The organism is Streptomyces sp. NBC_00193, from assembly GCF_026342735.1.
GTDB classification, from domain to species: Bacteria; Actinomycetota; Actinomycetes; order Streptomycetales; family Streptomycetaceae; genus Streptomyces; species Streptomyces stoeckheimensis.
In genome coordinates, this window is sequence record NZ_JAPEMM010000001.1 from 5,453,776 (window position 1) to 5,469,000 (window position 15,225).

The window sequence follows — 15,225 nt, forward strand, 5'->3', positions numbered from 1 at the left end:
TGTCAGTGGTGTGTCATGGGTTTCATGGGTGTCATAGCGGTCATCAGCCGAAGGGGCGTGTGTGGTGGGTAAGCCGAAGGTCGTGCTCGGAGTCAGCGGCGGGATCGCCGCTTACAAGGCGTGCGAGCTGCTGCGCCGGCTGACCGAGTCCGGGCACGACGTGCGCGTGGTGCCGACGGCGGCGTCGCTGAACTTCGTCGGGGAGGCCACCTGGGCCGCCCTCTCGGGGAACCCGGCCTCCACCGAGGTCTGGGAGAGCGTCCACGAGGTGCCGCACGTGCGCATCGGGCAGTCCGCCGACCTCGTGGTCGTCGCCCCGGCCACCGCCGACATGCTCGCCAAGGCCGCCCACGGGCTGGCCGACGACCTGCTCACCAACACCCTGCTCACCGCACGCTGCCCGGTGGTGTTCGCACCCGCGATGCACACCGAGATGTGGGAGCACCCGGCCACGCAGGAGAACGTGGCCACGCTGCGCCGCCGCGGCGCCGTGGTCATCGAGCCGGCGGTCGGCCGGCTCACCGGCAAGGACACCGGCAAGGGGCGGCTGCCCGACCCCGAGGAGATCTTCGAGGTGTGCACAAGGGTCCTGGCCCGGGGGGTGGCCGAGCCCGACCTCGTCGGCCGGCACGTGGTGATCAGCGCGGGCGGTACGCGCGAGCCCCTGGACCCGGTCCGCTTCCTCGGCAACCGCTCCTCCGGCAAGCAGGGCTACGCCCTCGCCCGTACCGCGGTCGCCCGCGGGGCCCGGGTCACCCTGGTCTCCGCCAACACCGCGCTCGCCGACCCCGCCGGGGTGGACCTCGTACGGGTCGGGACGGCCCTGCAGCTGCGCGAGGCCGTGCTCAAGGCCGCCGCGGACGCCGACGCGGTGGTGATGGCCGCGGCCGTGGCCGACTTCCGGCCGGCCGAGTACGCGGGCGGAAAGATCAAGAAGAAGGACGGGCAGGAGCCCGCACCGGTCACCCTTGTACGTAATCCGGACATTCTCGCGGAGATTTCCGCCGACCGGGCCCGGGAGGGCCAGGTGGTGGTGGGTTTCGCCGCCGAGACCGACGACGTACTCGCCAACGGGCGGAGCAAGCTCCTCCGCAAGGGATGTGACCTTCTCGTCGTCAATGAGGTGGGTGAGGCGAAGACCTTCGGTTCCGAGGAGAACGAGGCGGTCATCCTGTCCTCCGACGGAAGCGAGCTCGCCGTCCCCTACGGTCCGAAGGAATCGCTCGCGGACGTCATTTGGGATCAGGTCGCCCCGCGACTCGCGGCGCGACGCGCCTGAGCGGAGGCTCTTTCCGCAGGCTGATCCTTGGGTAAGAATGGAGTGTCGCAGGTCACACGGCTCCCATAGGGCGAGACGGGTGGTCCGGCGAACGGTGGCGACCGATAAACTGCAGCCGGAACGTGATCGGGCGCAGCCTCCGATGAGGTTCCACCAATATTTCAGCCAGCAGCCGCTGCAACCCCAGGGAGCGTTGTGTCCCGTCGTCTCTTCACCTCGGAGTCTGTGACCGAGGGTCACCCCGACAAGATCGCTGACCAGATCAGCGACACCATCCTCGACGCGCTCCTCACCGAGGACCCCACCTCGCGCGTCGCCGTGGAGACCCTCATCACCACCGGTCTCGTCCACATCGCGGGAGAGGTGACGACGAAGGCGTACGCGCCGATCGCGCAGCTCGTCCGCGACAAGATCCTCGAGATCGGCTACGACTCCTCGAAGAAGGGCTTCGACGGCGCCTCCTGCGGCGTGTCGGTGTCCATCGGCGCACAGTCCCCGGACATCGCGCAGGGCGTCGACACCGCGTACGAGAAGCGGGTCGAGGGCGACGAGGACGAGCTCGACAAGCAGGGTGCCGGCGACCAGGGCCTGATGTTCGGGTACGCCTGCGACGAGACCCCCGAGCTCATGCCGCTCCCGATCCACATCGCGCACCGCCTGTCCAAGCGGCTGTCCGAGGTTCGCAAGAACGGGACCATCCCGTACCTGCGTCCCGACGGCAAGACCCAGGTCACCATCGAGTACGACGGCGACAAGGCCGTCCGCCTCGACACGGTCGTCGTGTCCTCGCAGCACGCGGCGGACATCGACCTGGACTCGCTGCTCGCCCCGGACATCCGCGAGTTCGTCGTCGAGCACGTCCTGAACCAGCTGGTCGAGGACGGCATCAAGCTCGACACCGAGGGCTACCGCCTCCTGGTCAACCCCACCGGCCGCTTCGAGATCGGCGGCCCGATGGGCGACGCCGGCCTGACCGGCCGCAAGATCATCATCGACACCTACGGCGGCATGGCCCGTCACGGTGGCGGCGCCTTCTCGGGCAAGGACCCGTCCAAGGTCGACCGCAGCGCCGCGTACGCCATGCGCTGGGTCGCCAAGAACGTGGTCGCCGCCGGTCTGGCCTCGCGCTGCGAGGTCCAGGTCGCGTACGCGATCGGCAAGGCCGAGCCCGTCGGTCTGTTCGTCGAGACCTTCGGCACGCACAAGGTCGACGTCGAGAAGATCGAGAACGCCATCGCCCAGGTCTTCGACCTGCGTCCGGCCGCGATCATCCGCGACCTCGACCTGCTCCGCCCGATCTACGCCCAGACCGCCGCCTACGGCCACTTCGGCCGTGAGCTGCCGGACTTCACCTGGGAGCGCACCGACCGCGTGGACGCCCTGCGGACCGCTGCCGGTCTGTAGGACCCAGGAGCAACCGTTCGACGGACGGCCCCGGACCCTCGTGGTCCGGGGCCGTCCGTGCGTGCGGGCCCGTCCGCCGTTGTCGGTGGGGTTTGGTAAGAATGCGGGTGTGAGCAGCACCAATGACGCGGGGGAGCGGAGCGGGCCGGGCGGTCCGCCGGAGCAGCTCGCGCTGATGCGGGAGATGGTTGCCGAGGCGAAGGCCAAGGCGCCCAAGGCCAAGCCGCGGACCTGGCGGGGGGCTTCCGTCGCCGAGGAACTGCCCGTGGCCCGGGTCCTCGTGAACAAGGGCGTGCTCCACCTCGACCGGCTCTTCGACTACGCGGTCCCCGCCGAGCTCTCCGAGTCCGCCCAGCCCGGCGTCCGCGTCCGGGTCCGCTTCGGCGCGGGCTCCCACCGGGTCCACGGCGGCCGCCGCGAGGGCGGCGGGCTCATCGACGGCTTCGTCATCGAGCGCCGCGCCGAGTCCGACTACAACGGAGCCCTCGCGGCCCTCGCCCAGGTCGTCTCGCCCGAGGTCGTGCTCGGCCCCCGGATGCTCGCCCTCGCCCGCGCCGTCGCCGACCGGTACGCCGGCAGCCTCGCCGACGTGCTCCAGCTCGCCCTGCCCGCGCGCAGCGCCCGCGCCGAGTCCAAGCCGTCCCCCGAACCGCTGCCCCCGCCGGCCGCGCCCCGGCCCGCGGGCTGGGAGCGGTACGGAGCCGGCCCCGGCTTCCTGCGGGCCCTGGCGGGCGGCGGGACCCCGCGCGCCGTGTGGACGGCCCTGCCCGGCCCCGGCTGGGCCGACGAGCTGGCCCGCGCCATGGCCGCCACCCTCGCCTCCGGGCGCGGCGCCCTCGCGGTGGTCCCCGACGGGCGCACCGCGGCCCGCGTCGACGCGGCGCTCACCGCCCTGCTCGGCGAGGGGCGCCACGCGCTGCTGACCGCCGAGTCGGGACCGGAGAAGCGCTACCGCGAGTGGCTGGCCGTCAGCCGGGGCTCGGTGCGCGCCGTGGTCGGCACCCGGGCCGCGATGTTCGCTCCCGTACGGGACCTCGGGCTCGTCGCGGTCTGGGACGACGGCGACTCCAGCCACAGCGACGACCGCGCCCCCTTCCCGCACGTGCGGGAGGTGCTGGAACTGCGCGCGGTCACCGACGGCTGCGGCTTCCTGGTGGGCAGCACCAGCTGCACGGTGGAGGCCGCACAGCTCGTCGAGTCCGGCTGGGCCCGGCCGCTGGTCGCCGACCGCGACACGGTGCGCACGTGCGCGCCCCGGATCCGGACCGTCGGAGACGAGCTGCTGGCCCGGGACGGGGCCGCGCGGGCCGCCCGGCTGCCCAGCCTGGCGTGGGAGACCGTACGGGAGGGGCTGAAGACCGGGCCCGTGCTCGTCCAGGTGCCGCGGCGCGGCTACGTGCCCCGGCTGGCTTGCGAGCGGTGCCGGACGCCCGCGCGGTGCACCGTCTGCGCGGGGCCCCTGGAGGCGCCCGACGCGCGGGACCTGCACTGCGGGTGGTGCGGGCGGGCCGAGCCGGCCTGGCACTGCGAGGAATGCGGATCGTTCCGGCTGCGGGCCCAGGTGGTGGGCGCGCGGCGGACCGCCGAGGAACTGGGGCGGGCCTTCCCGGCCGTACCCGTACGCACCTCCGGGCGCGACCACATCCTCGACGAGGTGCCGGACCGGCCCGCGCTGGTGGTGTCCACGCCGGGCGCCGAGCCGGTCGCGGCGGGCGCCGGGTACGCGGCGGCGCTGCTGCTGGACGGCTGGGCCATGCTGAGCCGGCCCGACCTGCGGGCGAGCGAGGACGCGCTGCGGCGGTGGATCGCGGCGGCCTCGCTGGTACGGGGGGACGGACAGGTGGTGGTCGTCGCCGAGCCGACGCTGCGGCCGGTCCAGGCGCTGGTGCGGTGGGATCCCGTCGGGCACGCGGTGCGGGAGCTCGCTGAGCGGGCGCAGCTCGGGTTCCCGCCGGTGTCCCGGATGGCGGCGGTCGCCGCGGGCAGCGCCGAGGCGGTCTCGGCCTTCCTGGCGGGGGCCGGGTTGCCGGTGGATGCGGAGATCCTGGGGCCGGTTCCGCTGCCCGGGCGGCGGGGGGAGGCGTCGGCGGGGGAGCGGGCGCTGGTGCGGGTCCCGCCGGGGAGCGGGGCCGCGTTGGCGGCCGCCCTCAAGTCGGCCCAGGCGGCCCGGCTGGCCCGGGGCGTCCCGGTGTCGGAAGCGGTCCGGATCCGGATCGACCCCCTGGACATCGGCTAGGCCTGGCCCGGCCCGGGCCGGGGAGGCGGGCCCTGCGGGGCTGTCCCCTACCCGCCCTTCCACCGTTCCCCGGGCGTTGCCCGGACCCCTCCTGGGGCTCCGCCCCAGACCCCGGTCCTCAAACGCCGGACGGCTAAAAGCACAAACGCCGGCCGGACATCATTCAGCCCCTCCGGCGTTTGAGGAGCGGGGTCCGGGGCGGAGCCCCGGGGAACGGTGGAAGGGCGGGGAGGGGACTCCGCCCCGCAGGGCAACGGACCCGTCCCGGTGGGGAACGACGGAGCCCCCGGCGGGAACGACGGAAGCCCCCGGCGGGGCGGCCCTGGAGGGCGCTCCGGCGGGGGCTGGGCCGTCGGGGGTCGGCGTCCCGGCGGTGGGGGGGTCAGCCGTTGCGGGGGCCGGGGAAGGCGGCGGGGCGGGACGCGCCCGCCTCCTCGCGCACCGGCTGCGGCGGCACCGAGCGCGCCGCCGGGACGGTGGGCAGTGGCCCCAGGGTCCGGGTCGTCGTGCCCTCGGCCAGCGGCTCCCGCTCGACGGAATCGGCGCTCTGCGCCCGCCGGGCACCGTAGCGCCGGTGGACGGCCTGCTTGGTGACGCCGAGCGCCGAGCCGACCGCGTCCCACGAGAAGCCGAGCGAGCGGTCGAAGTCCACCGCGGCGGTGACCAGCGTCTCGACGCTGTCCCGCAGCTCCTGCGCGAGGCGGACGGTGGGTGCGGGTGCCCTGCCGTAGACGACGAAGCCCGTGGAGGGGCCCGATCGGCGCGGGCGGTAGACGTTGCCGAGCTGGGCGGTGAGCGTACGCAGAGCATCCACCTGCCGGCGAACCCGCTCGATGTCCCGCACCAGGAGGTGCAGGCTGGCCCGTGCTTGGGCGTCGTGGGTGGCGTGGTCGGCCATGAAGAAGCCTCTCGAACCGGTGCTGAAGAGCGGATCGGGCCGCAGACACCGTTCTGTTTCGCGGCCCGTTTCGGTCAATCTCTTTTGACCAACGCGCTACCCGGTGGGCAGGTCACGCAATGGGGGCGTGTCGGCATATGCGAGGAGCGCGCGTGTGTGCGTACGCCCCCTCGGGCGGGCGTCGCCTCGCAAGTGGGACGGTGTGCGGCCACCGCATAGACTGATGCGCTGCTGACAGCCGAGATAGCGAGGTAGACCCCAGTGAAGCTCGTCTTCGCAGGCACCCCCGAGGTCGCCGTGCCCGCCCTGGACGCTCTGATCGCCTCCGGGCGCCACGAGGTCGCCGCCGTCGTCACCCGGCCCGACGCGCCGGCCGGCCGGGGCCGTCGCCTCGTCGCCAGCCCCGTCGCCGAGCGCGCCGAGGAAGCCGGCATCGAGGTCCTCAAGCCCGTCCGGCCGCGCGACCCCGAATTCCAGGCCCGGTTGAGGGAGATCGGCCCCGACTGCTGCCCGGTCGTCGCGTACGGGGCGCTGATCCCCAAGGGCGCCCTGGACATCCCGAAGCACGGCTGGGTCAACCTGCACTTCTCGCTGCTGCCCGCGTGGCGCGGTGCCGCCCCCGTGCAGCAGTCGATCATGGCGGGGGACCAGGTCACCGGCGCCTCCACCTTCCGGATCGAGGAGGGGCTCGACACCGGCCCGGTCTTCGGGATCCTCACCGAGGAGATTCGGCCCACCGACACCAGCGGCGACCTGCTGACCCGCCTCGCCTTCGCCGGCTCCGGGCTGCTGGTCGCCACCATGGACGGCATCGAGGACGGCACCCTGCGCGCCGTGGAGCAGCCCGCCGACGGGGTCTCGCTCGCGCCGAAGATCACCGTCGAGGACGCCCGGGTCGACTGGAACGCGCCCGCGATGCGCGTCGACCGGCTGGTGCGCGGCTGCACCCCGGCGCCGGGCGCGTGGACGGTCTTCCGCGGGGAGCGGCTCAAGCTGGTCTCGGTCGCGCCGGTCGCGGACCGGACCGACCTGAAGCCGGGCGACCTGGGCGCGGCCAAGAACAACGTCTACGTCGGCACCGGCTCGCACGCCGTGGAGCTGCTCTGGGTGCAGCCGCAGGGCAAGAAGCCGATGAAGGCCGCCGACTGGGCGCGCGGGGTGCGGATCGCTCCGGGCGAGCGGCTGGGCGGGTCCGACGTACGCTGATCTGCGGAGTCGCCTTCGTCCTCCTGTTCCATCGTCATAGCGTTACGTAATCCCGGAGCACCTTTCACGTGAGCGAACAGCCCCCTCGCCGACCGGCCGCCACCAAGGCCAACGGCAAGCCCGCCAAGCCGTACCGCAGGCCCAAGAAGGACCCCGTCCGGATGCTGGCCTTCGAGGTGCTGCGGGCGGTGGACGAGCGCGACGCGTACGCGAACCTCGTGCTGCCGCCGCTGCTGAAGAAGGCCCGCAAGGACGAGACCTTCCAGGCGCGGGACGCGGCCCTGGCCACCGAGCTCGTGTACGGGACCCTGCGCCGCCAGGGCACGTACGACGCGGTCATCAAGGCCTGCATCGACCGCCCGCTGCGCGAGGTCGACCCGCCGGTGCTCGACGTGCTCTCGCTCGGCGCGCACCAGCTGCTCGGGACCCGGATCCCCACCCACGCGGCGGTGTCCGCGAGCGTGGAGCTGGCCCGGGTGGTGCTCGGCGACGGGCGGGCGAAGTTCGTCAACGCGGTGCTGCGCAAGATCTCCGCGCACGACCTCGAAGGGTGGCTGGAGAAGGTCGCCCCGCCGTACGAGGACGACGCGGAGGAGCACCTCGCGGTCTTCCACTCGCACCCGAGGTGGGTCGTCAGCGCCCTGTGGGACTCGCTGGGCGGCGGCCGCGCCGGGATCGAGGACCTGCTGGAGGCCGACAACGAGCGGCCCGAGGTCACCCTCGTGGCGCGGCCCGGGCGGTCCACGGCGCAGGAGCTGCTGGAGGCGGTGGGCGAGGACTCGGCGCTGCCGGGACGCTGGTCCCCGTACGCGGTCAGGATGGCCGAGGGCGGCGAACCGGGCGCGCTGGAGGCGGTGCGCGAGGGCCGCGCCGGTGTGCAGGACGAAGGCAGCCAGCTGGTGGCGATGGCCCTGGCGGCCGTCCCGGTCGAGGGCCGCGACGAGCGCTGGCTGGACGGCTGCGCCGGACCGGGCGGCAAGGCCGCACTGCTCGCGGCGCTGGCCGCCCAGCGCGGTGCGTTCCTGCTGGCCTCCGAGAAGCAGCCCCACCGGGCCCGGCTGGTCGAGCGGGCGCTCGCCGGCAACCCGGGCCCCTACCAGGTCATCACGGCCGACGGAACGCGTCCGCCGTGGCTGCCGGGCTCCTTCGACCGCGTTCTGATGGACGTGCCCTGCTCGGGTCTCGGCGCGCTGCGCCGTCGCCCGGAGGCGCGCTGGCGCCGCCGGCCGGAGGACCTGGAGAGCTTCGCGCCGCTCCAGCGCGGGCTGCTGCGCGAGGCGCTCTCGGCCGTCCGGGTGGGAGGCGTCGTGGGCTACGCGACCTGCTCGCCGCACCTGGCGGAGACCCGGGTCGTGGTGGAGGACGTACTGAAGGGGCGGGGCGCCGGTGCGGCCCCGATCGCTGCGGAACTGATCGACGCCCGGCCGTACATGCAGGAGGTTCCGGCACTGGGCGACGGCCCGGACGTACAGCTGTGGCCGCACCTGCACGGGACGGACGCGATGTACCTGGCGCTGATCCGCCGGACCGGCTGACCGGTCGGGCTCGGCGTCGCGACGAGCCCGGCAAGGAATACACGACACCCTTTGTCGTGTATTCCGATAAGGTTTTTGCATGCGCGCAGACCGGTTGGTCTCGCTGGTGCTGCTGTTGCGTCAGCGCGGTCGGCTGACCGCGGACACGCTCGCCCGCGAGCTGGAGGTATCCCCCCGTACGGTGCTGCGCGACATCGAGGCACTGTCGGCCGCGGGGGTCCCGGTCTACGCGGAACGCGGCCGGCACGGCGGCTTCGCGCTGTCGCCCGGATTCCGCACCGAACTCACCGGCCTGAACCACGACGAGACCCTCGCCCTGCTGACCGCCGGACCGGGGCGCGGCGAGCAGGTGTTCGGCCTGGGCCCGGAGCTCGCCTCGGCGATGCGCAAGGTGGTCGACGCGCTGCCCGTGAGCCACCTCGCCGCCGCCAACGACGCGGCCCAGCGGTTCCTCGTCGACCCGGAGGCCGACCTGCTCTCGCGCCGGCTGGTCACCGAGGAGGTGCCCGGCGGCACGATGGTCGAGGTCCGGCGCGCGGTGCTCGCCGGACACAAGCTGCGGATCCGCTACGCGGCCACCGGCGAGCAGCCGCAGTGGCGCACGGTGGACCCGATCGGGCTGGTCACCGTACGGGACCGGGCGTACCTGCTGGCCACGCGGGCGGGCGAGGACCGCACCTACCGGCTGTCGCGGGTGCTGGCCGCCGAGGAACTCCCCGAAGCGGCCGAGCGGCCGAGCCGGGTCGATCTGGACCGGATCTGGCGGGAGCGCTCCGCGGGGTTCCTCTCCGGCGGCGACCACATCGCCGTGCTGCTCCGGGTGAATCCGGCCCGGCGGGAAGACCTGCTCGACACCGCGCTGGCGGTCCGCGCGGAGGAACCCGACGCGGACGGCTGGCTGCGCCTGGAGGTCACCTTCCAGGACGCACGGCATGCCCGGTGGGCCCTGTGGCAGCTCGGCATGGACGGGGAGGCCCTGGCCCCGCAATCGCTCCGCACGTGGCTGCGCGACCGCGCCGCGGCGCTCGCGGCGCGCTACGGGGACCCGGGGTGAGGGAATCCGCGAGGGCCTAACCGGCGCGGAGGTCCTCGGCGCGCAGGAGGTCGTCGGCCAGGGATGCGCGGTCGGCGGCCGAGAGCGGGATCCGGTCGGCCTCGGACAGCAGGCGGGCGGCGAGGGGGCCGTCGTCCAGGTGGACGGCCATGGCGGCGCGCAGGATGAGGGCCTTCACGCGGGCCGGGGGAGGGACGTCGAGCGTGTCGGAGGACAGCAGGCGGTCGAGGATCCTGGCGGCGGCCGGGTAGTCCTCCTTGGAGTCGCCGAGCAGTGAGGCCATGTGGAGGGCCTTGGCCACCGGTTCCTTGGGGACCGGTGCGTGGTGGAGGTCTTCGCTGGTCGGCTGGCCGATGCGAATGCTGTTGCCGCCCGGGTCGGCCATGATGAACTGCCGCACCCCGTAGGTGGTGTCCTTCAGCGGACCGATCCGGGGGAGGCCGCGGGTCGGGATCCTGCCCAGCTCCCGCTTCAGACCGCCGCGGAACTTCGCGTACAACCCGTCGACGTCGTCGGTGGTGATGTAGCACGCGCCGTACGATCCGGTCGGCTCGAAGCCCTTCAGTGCCATGAACTGCAACTCGACCTCACCGTGCTGCACGACGGCATAGGCGTACGGGCGCTCTTGGTAGAACGTGACCTCGAAGCCGATGGCCTTGTAGAAGCCGACCGTCTCGGGGATGGACCTGCAGGGGAGTATCGCCGCCAGTTTCTCGCTCATCCTCCGACCGTAGGGCCGCTCCACCCAGCTAGTCAAACTTGAATAGCATCCTGCTCCTTCCTTGTTCTCCCCTCGTGATCGCCCCCCTGCACCCCACTTCCGGGGTAGTGGCCGGAAGCCGTTTGCGGCATGGCACGCTTGGGGCATGGCCGTTCAGATCAATCCCAGCATCTTGTCCGCCGACTTCGCCCGGCTCGCCGAGGAGGCGAAGGCCGTCCAGGGGGCCGACTGGCTGCATGTCGACGTCATGGACAACCACTTCGTCCCGAACCTCACCCTCGGCGTGCCGATCGTGGAGTCGCTCAGCCGGGCGACGGACATCCCGCTCGATCTGCACCTCATGATCGAAGACCCCGACCGCTGGGCCCCCCAGTACATCGAGGCCGGCGCGGGCTCCGTGACCTTCCACGCCGAGGCCGCCGCGGCGCCCGTACGGCTCGCGCGGGAGATCCGGGCCAAGGGGGCGCGGGCGTCCATGGCGCTGAAGCCCGCGACGCCCATCGAGCAGTACGAGGACATCCTCCCCGAGCTCGACATGCTGCTGATCATGACCGTGGAGCCCGGCTTCGGCGGTCAGCCCTTCCTCGACATCATGCTGCCCAAGATCCGCCGGACCCGGGAGCTCATCGCCAAGCACGGTCTGGAGCTGTGGCTCCAGGTCGACGGAGGCGTCTCCGCGACGACCATCGAGCGGTGCGCCGAGGCCGGCGCCGACGTGTTCGTGGCGGGCAGCGCGGTCTACGGAGCGGTCGATCCGGCGGCAGCCGTGCGCACGCTGCGTGACCAGGCGGGTGCGGCGATCGCCGCTGCGCCCTGGGCTTGCAACCACTGAACCAAGGCTTGGTGAACAGCTCGGTGAACGGGAGCTGTCCAGGCTGATCAACGGCCGTCGTATCTGACAGGATGAACGGCGAGTCGAGAGTGTGAACACGATGGTGTGAACAGCAGTGAGGAGAACGCGGTGTCTGCAATGTCGGCGGGACGGTCAGCCCTGCGGATGGGACCCGCGGAGCTGGTGCAGGCGGCGGCCATGGCGCGCCGTTTCTACCTGGAGGGGAAGTCCAAGATCCAGATCGCCGAGGAGTTCGGCGTGAGCCGCTTCAAGGTGGCCCGGGTCCTGGAGACCGCTCTGGAGCGCGACCTCGTACGCATCGAGATCCGCGTACCGGCCGAGCTGGACGCGGAGCGGTCCGACGCGCTGCGTGCCCGGTACGGGCTGCGGCACGCCGTGGTCGTGGAGTCTCCCGCCGATGCCACCGAGGACGCTCCGGACCCGGAGAACCTGGGTGCCGTGGCCGCCGATCTGCTGGGCGAACTCGTCAACGAGGGCGACGTGCTGGGCCTCGCGTGGGGGCGGTCGACGATCCACATGGCCGCCTCCCTGCACCGGCTGCCTCCGTGCACCGTCGTCCAGCTGACGGGCGTGTACGACGCCGGGACGGCCGAGCGAGGGTCCGTGGAGGCCGTGCGCAGGGCCGCGCAGGTGTCGGGCGGGGACGCCCACCCCATCTACGCACCGATGCTGCTGCCCGATCCGGCCACCGCGGCAGCCCTGCGCAGCCAGACGGGGATCGCGCGGGCCTTCGAGTACTTCGACAAGGTGACCGTCGCCGCCGTCTCCATCGGCTCCTGGGAGCCGGGCATCTCGACCGTCCACGACATGCTGAGCGACGAGGAGCGGGCGCACTACGCCTCGCTGGGCGTCGCCGCCGAGATGTCCGCCCACCTGTTCGACGCCGAGGGGCGCCGCGTCGGGCGGGACCTCGGCGAGCGCTGCATCACCGTGGAGGCGGACCGGCTGCGCCGGATCCCCGAGGTCGTCGCCATCGCCGGCGGGCTGCGCAAGGCCTCCGCGATCGGGGCGGTGCTGCGCTCGGGACTGGTGACCAGCCTGGTCACCGACACCGCCGTGGCGGACTACCTGCTGACCGAATCGGAGCCCGGTCTGCGGCCGGCGCTGGAGCGGGCCGACCCCGACGAGTGATTGTTCGGATTGGTCCGATTGTCCGGACGAATGCCGGTCAAACGCGGGCACGCGAGGTTCGCCGATGCGGATGGTGCCGTAATTGAGATCCGAACGGCGGACCGTTCAACGGCCTGCTGGGCGCATACTGGGTTCAATGACAAAGTCCGCAGTACCTCGCCGCCATCTGCCGTCCAGCCCGTTCAAGGCCCCCGTGGAAGCGCCCCTCCGGCACTTCAGCGTCGGCGACCGGGTTTCTCACGACGAGCACGGCCTCGGCCGTGTCGTCGCCATTGAGGAGGGGATCGCTGTCCTCGTCGAATTCGGGCCTGAGGTCCGCAAGCGCATCCTGAGTCCGTACACCAAGATGTCCGCCCTCTGAAGACACCGCGCGATTCGCGGGAGAATCGGATATTTGGCACGATCGGTGCATGATCTTTCGGAACGTGCCCCGATCGTTGCTGCGTGTGCTGGGGGCTGTGTTCCTCTGCGCGGCGCTGGTCGGTGCGGTGGGTTGCAGCGGGAAGAAACCCGCGCCTGCCGCGGCCACCAGTACGAGCGCGAGCGCCGGCTCCGGCGTTGACGTTGCCCCGAGCGGGGCGGCGAGTTCCGCTGTGCCGACGCCCGGATGGGCGAAGGGCATGGCGACGGTACGGGCCTCGGCATTGCCGCAGCAGGCCCGGGACGTGCTGACGCTGATCGACAAGGGCGGGCCGTACCAGTACCGGCAGGACGGGACCGTCTTCGGCAATTTCGAGAAGGTCCTGCCGCAGAAGAAGCGCGGCTACTACCACGAGTTCACCGTGAAGACGCCCGGTGAGCGGGACCGTGGGGCCCGGCGGATCGTGACCGGTGGGGGCGGGGAGTTCTTCTACACGGACGACCACTACGAGACCTTCAAGGCGGTTCTCCGATGACCTTGGACCCGCGTCCCCTGGCCCCCGCGCTCGAAGCGGCCGAGGCCGCCGGCTGGGTGACCGTACGGCTGGATCTGGACGGCGTACGGAGCAAGGCGGAGCTGATGCGGCGGTGTGGGGCCGCGCTGCGGCTGCCGCCGTGGGTCGGGGGGAACTGGGATGCGCTGTCGGATGCGCTGAGGGATCTGTCGTGGTTGCCGGCGGCGCCGGGGCGGCTGCTGGCCGTGAGCTCCTGGCGGGGCTATGCGGAGGTGCGGCCCGCGGACTGGGAGACGCTGCGGGAGGTGCTGGAGGAGGCCGTCGATTTCTGGCGGGCCGACTCCGAGGGTGAGGGGGCGGGGCCCGGGTTGACGGTGCTGCTCGCCGAGTCCGGCCCGGGGCCGGCTGCCGGGGCTCCGCCCCGGACCCCGCGCCTCAAACGCCGGCGGGGCTGAATGTGCCCCGGCGGGGCTGGGATCGTGCGGCGGGGCTGAAAGATCGGGGCTCCGCCCCGGACCCCGCGCCTCAAACGCCGGCGAGGCTGGATTTGCCCCCGCGGGGCTCGATGTGCCGACGAGGCTGGATGTGCCCCGGCGGAGCCCAGGGGCTCCGCCGGGTTTCTGGTCAGGACTTCGGGATCCAGGGTGGGGTCTGGCCCCAGGACCAGACCGGGATGTCGGCCGCGTCGACCGGGGGCGGGTTGGGGCCCGAGTAGATCAGGGCCATGCGGGTGCCCCACTCGATGTAGTACGCGAAGACCGCGCGGAACTCCGGGTCCGTGGGCAGGCCCACCTCGTCGGCCGTGTCCGTCAGCAGGTCCACCCAGCGGCGGCGCTGCTCTTCGGTGATGCCGCGGCCCAGGTGCTTGGTGGCCATGTGCTGGTGGCCGCCGTGGGACGCGGTGTACTGCTTCGGGCCGCCGAAGACCTCCGCCAGCCAGACCGCCACGTGCTGGGGGTGCTCGGAGTCCATGCCCGCGAAGACCGGGGCCAGGATCTCGTCCTGCAGGGCGTGGGCGTAGAAGACGTCCGTGAGGCGGTTCATCGCCTCCTCGCCGCCCATCCACTCGTAGATCGTGGGCGTGGTGTCCGGTGTGGTGTCGGGTGCGGTGCTCATGACGGGGTGGAAGCCTTTCCGGGGCCGGCCACCTTGGTGACGAGGTAGTGCTGCATTTCCTCGATGGCCGTGACGTACGGGCGGATCGCGCTGAAGAACGCGGGGAAGTGCTCGCCCTTGCGGAATCCGTTCAGGTGGGCGTCGATCGAAGTCCAGCGGATGCGCAGGATGTAGCGCTCGGGCTCTTCGTCGCAGCGGGCGAGTTCGTAGTCGATGCACTCCGGCGAGGCGGCCAGGGACTCGGAGGCCCTGACGTACGCGTCTTCGAAAGCCGGCTGATCGTCCAATGCGATCCGGTAACGGATGTATTCGACGGTGGTGGTCATGGTGCGGGCCTCTCCCTGGGGTCGGGCGTTGATCGCCGGTGGTCCGTGTCAGGCTTGCGCGATCTTGCGGGCGCCGGGGGATCTTTCGCCGTTATGACCCGGACTTCTGGGAGTCGGTGAGGTCCGGACCCTCTGCGCGGACCTGCTGGACCCGGTCCAGGGACTCGCGCAGGTCCGTCAGCCAGGTGTCGGTGTTGCGTCCGACCAGGCGGACGCACCAGGCCAGGGCGTCGGCGCGGCTGCGGGCGACGCCGCCCGCGACCAGGGTGTCGAGGACCTGGCGCTCGGGCTGGCGCAGGCGGGTCATGACGGGGACCGCGAGGTGGGTGAAGAGGGTCCGCTCCTCGCCCGACTGGGCGGCCCAGGACACCTTGCGGCGGTAGAGCTCCTCCGCCTCCCGGGCCACCTCGACGCGCTGTTCCCGGGTGCGCTCGCGGAAGGCCGCCACCGATTCGGTCGCGGGTATCTCACCGACGACGGTGATCTCCTCCCGGTCGACCGTGACCGAGAGGAGCGACTCGTAGACGTCCACCGGCAGCCGCTCGGCGAACCAGGAGCGGAGCTGCTCGTTCTGCTCGGATGTAATCATGT

The 15,225-nt window shown here is 72.4% G+C and carries 16 protein-coding genes; 11 read left to right on the forward strand and 5 right to left on the reverse strand.

The features are described from left to right. Positions 1-64: 64 nt before the first annotated feature. The 3 genes from coaBC to OG898_RS24415 all read left to right on the forward strand — a co-directional run bounded on the left by coaBC (position 65) and on the right by OG898_RS24415 (position 4,919). Complete coding sequence (gene coaBC, locus OG898_RS24405) at positions 65-1,279, forward strand: bifunctional phosphopantothenoylcysteine decarboxylase/phosphopantothenate--cysteine ligase CoaBC (protein WP_266959207.1); 1,215 nt, start codon at positions 65-67, stop codon at positions 1,277-1,279. Positions 1,280-1,474: 195 nt separating this feature from the next. After that, positions 1,475-2,683, forward strand: coding sequence for a methionine adenosyltransferase (gene metK / locus OG898_RS24410; protein ID WP_250741335.1), 1,209 nt, complete (start codon positions 1,475-1,477; stop codon positions 2,681-2,683). 109 nt (positions 2,684-2,792) lie between these two features. Then, on the forward strand, positions 2,793-4,919 hold the full coding sequence (locus OG898_RS24415) for a primosomal protein N' (protein WP_266959210.1): 2,127 nt from the start codon (positions 2,793-2,795) through the stop codon (positions 4,917-4,919). 382 nt (positions 4,920-5,301) lie between these two features. On the opposite strand, the gene OG898_RS24420 is transcribed toward OG898_RS24415, so the two are convergent. After that, positions 5,302-5,817 carry a hypothetical protein gene (locus tag OG898_RS24420; RefSeq protein WP_250741338.1) on the reverse strand — a complete coding sequence of 172 codons (516 nt, stop codon included), beginning with the start codon at positions 5,815-5,817 and terminating at the stop codon, positions 5,302-5,304. Between the two features lie 261 nt (positions 5,818-6,078). On the opposite strand from OG898_RS24420, the gene fmt reads away from it, so the two are divergent. The 3 genes from fmt (at position 6,079) to OG898_RS24435 (ending at position 9,612) form a co-directional block, all read left to right on the forward strand. Next, entirely contained in the window at positions 6,079-7,023 is a 945-nt protein-coding gene (gene fmt / locus OG898_RS24425) for a methionyl-tRNA formyltransferase (protein WP_250741339.1), read from the forward strand. 68 nt (positions 7,024-7,091) lie between these two features. Continuing rightward, positions 7,092-8,558: an RsmB/NOP family class I SAM-dependent RNA methyltransferase gene (locus OG898_RS24430; protein WP_250741340.1), complete on the forward strand. Its 1,467-nt coding sequence runs from the start codon at positions 7,092-7,094 to the stop codon at positions 8,556-8,558. Between the two features lie 79 nt (positions 8,559-8,637). Continuing rightward, positions 8,638-9,612 carry a YafY family protein gene (locus OG898_RS24435; protein ID WP_250741342.1) on the forward strand — a complete coding sequence of 325 codons (975 nt, stop codon included), beginning with the start codon at positions 8,638-8,640 and terminating at the stop codon, positions 9,610-9,612. 16 nt (positions 9,613-9,628) lie between these two features. Here the strand turns inward: OG898_RS24435 and OG898_RS24440 are convergent, their stop codons facing one another. Next, complete coding sequence (locus OG898_RS24440) at positions 9,629-10,333, reverse strand: VOC family protein (protein WP_266959214.1); 705 nt, start codon at positions 10,331-10,333, stop codon at positions 9,629-9,631. A 145-nt stretch (positions 10,334-10,478) separates the two neighbouring features. Here OG898_RS24440 and rpe point away from each other — a divergent pair, with 145 nt between their 5' ends. From rpe to OG898_RS24465, 5 genes are all read left to right on the forward strand, one after another. Then, positions 10,479-11,165, forward strand: a complete 687-nt coding sequence (gene rpe, locus OG898_RS24445) for a ribulose-phosphate 3-epimerase (protein ID WP_250741346.1) — start codon at positions 10,479-10,481, stop codon at positions 11,163-11,165. Between the two features lie 138 nt (positions 11,166-11,303). Next, a complete protein-coding gene (locus OG898_RS24450; RefSeq protein ID WP_250741550.1) occupies positions 11,304-12,317 on the forward strand; it encodes a sugar-binding transcriptional regulator in 1,014 nt (337 codons plus the stop codon). Positions 12,318-12,453: 136 nt separating this feature from the next. After that, positions 12,454-12,678, forward strand: a complete 225-nt coding sequence (locus OG898_RS24455) for a hypothetical protein (RefSeq protein ID WP_250741347.1) — start codon at positions 12,454-12,456, stop codon at positions 12,676-12,678. 49 nt (positions 12,679-12,727) lie between these two features. Beyond that, a complete protein-coding gene (locus tag OG898_RS24460; RefSeq protein ID WP_250741348.1) occupies positions 12,728-13,213 on the forward strand; it encodes a ribonuclease in 486 nt (161 codons plus the stop codon). Further along, positions 13,210-13,647, forward strand: a complete 438-nt coding sequence (locus tag OG898_RS24465) for a barstar family protein (protein WP_266959217.1) — start codon at positions 13,210-13,212, stop codon at positions 13,645-13,647. The genes OG898_RS24460 and OG898_RS24465 overlap by 4 nt, the downstream gene beginning before the upstream one ends. Before the next feature lie 169 nt (positions 13,648-13,816). Here OG898_RS24465 and OG898_RS36300 read toward each other — a convergent pair whose 3' ends face one another. The 3 genes from OG898_RS36300 to OG898_RS24475 form a co-directional block, all read right to left on the reverse strand. Beyond that, positions 13,817-14,308 (reverse strand): group II truncated hemoglobin, encoded by a 492-nt coding sequence (locus OG898_RS36300; RefSeq protein WP_308313412.1) that lies wholly within the window; start codon positions 14,306-14,308, stop codon positions 13,817-13,819. Continuing rightward, the gene (locus tag OG898_RS36305; protein ID WP_308313413.1) at positions 14,305-14,634 is read right to left on the reverse strand and encodes an antibiotic biosynthesis monooxygenase family protein; all 330 of its coding nucleotides are present in this window, start codon (positions 14,632-14,634) and stop codon (positions 14,305-14,307) included. Before OG898_RS36305 ends, OG898_RS36300 begins: the two co-directional genes overlap by 4 nt. Positions 14,635-14,725: 91 nt before the next feature. After that, positions 14,726-15,223 carry a hypothetical protein gene (locus OG898_RS24475; protein WP_250741350.1) on the reverse strand — a complete coding sequence of 166 codons (498 nt, stop codon included), beginning with the start codon at positions 15,221-15,223 and terminating at the stop codon, positions 14,726-14,728. Positions 15,224-15,225 lie beyond the last annotated feature (2 nt).

Coding starts and splice junctions, on each gene's coding strand:
- OG898_RS24435 (WP_250741342.1), top strand. CDS start 8,638: ATGCGCGCAGACCGGTTGGTCTCGCTGGTGCTGCTGTTGCGTCAGCGC.
- OG898_RS24460 (WP_250741348.1), top strand. CDS start 12,728: ATGATCTTTCGGAACGTGCCCCGATCGTTGCTGCGTGTGCTGGGGGCT.
- OG898_RS36305 (WP_308313413.1), bottom strand. CDS start 14,634: ATGACCACCACCGTCGAATACATCCGTTACCGGATCGCATTGGACGAT.
- OG898_RS24455 (WP_250741347.1), top strand. CDS start 12,454: ATGACAAAGTCCGCAGTACCTCGCCGCCATCTGCCGTCCAGCCCGTTC.
- OG898_RS24465 (WP_266959217.1), top strand. CDS start 13,210: ATGACCTTGGACCCGCGTCCCCTGGCCCCCGCGCTCGAAGCGGCCGAG.
- OG898_RS24440 (WP_266959214.1), bottom strand. CDS start 10,333: ATGAGCGAGAAACTGGCGGCGATACTCCCCTGCAGGTCCATCCCCGAG.
- OG898_RS24420 (WP_250741338.1), bottom strand. CDS start 5,817: ATGGCCGACCACGCCACCCACGACGCCCAAGCACGGGCCAGCCTGCAC.
- OG898_RS24475 (WP_250741350.1), bottom strand. CDS start 15,223: ATGATTACATCCGAGCAGAACGAGCAGCTCCGCTCCTGGTTCGCCGAG.
- OG898_RS36300 (WP_308313412.1), bottom strand. CDS start 14,308: ATGAGCACCGCACCCGACACCACACCGGACACCACGCCCACGATCTAC.
- rpe (WP_250741346.1), top strand. CDS start 10,479: ATGGCCGTTCAGATCAATCCCAGCATCTTGTCCGCCGACTTCGCCCGG.
- OG898_RS24450 (WP_250741550.1), top strand. CDS start 11,304: ATGTCGGCGGGACGGTCAGCCCTGCGGATGGGACCCGCGGAGCTGGTG.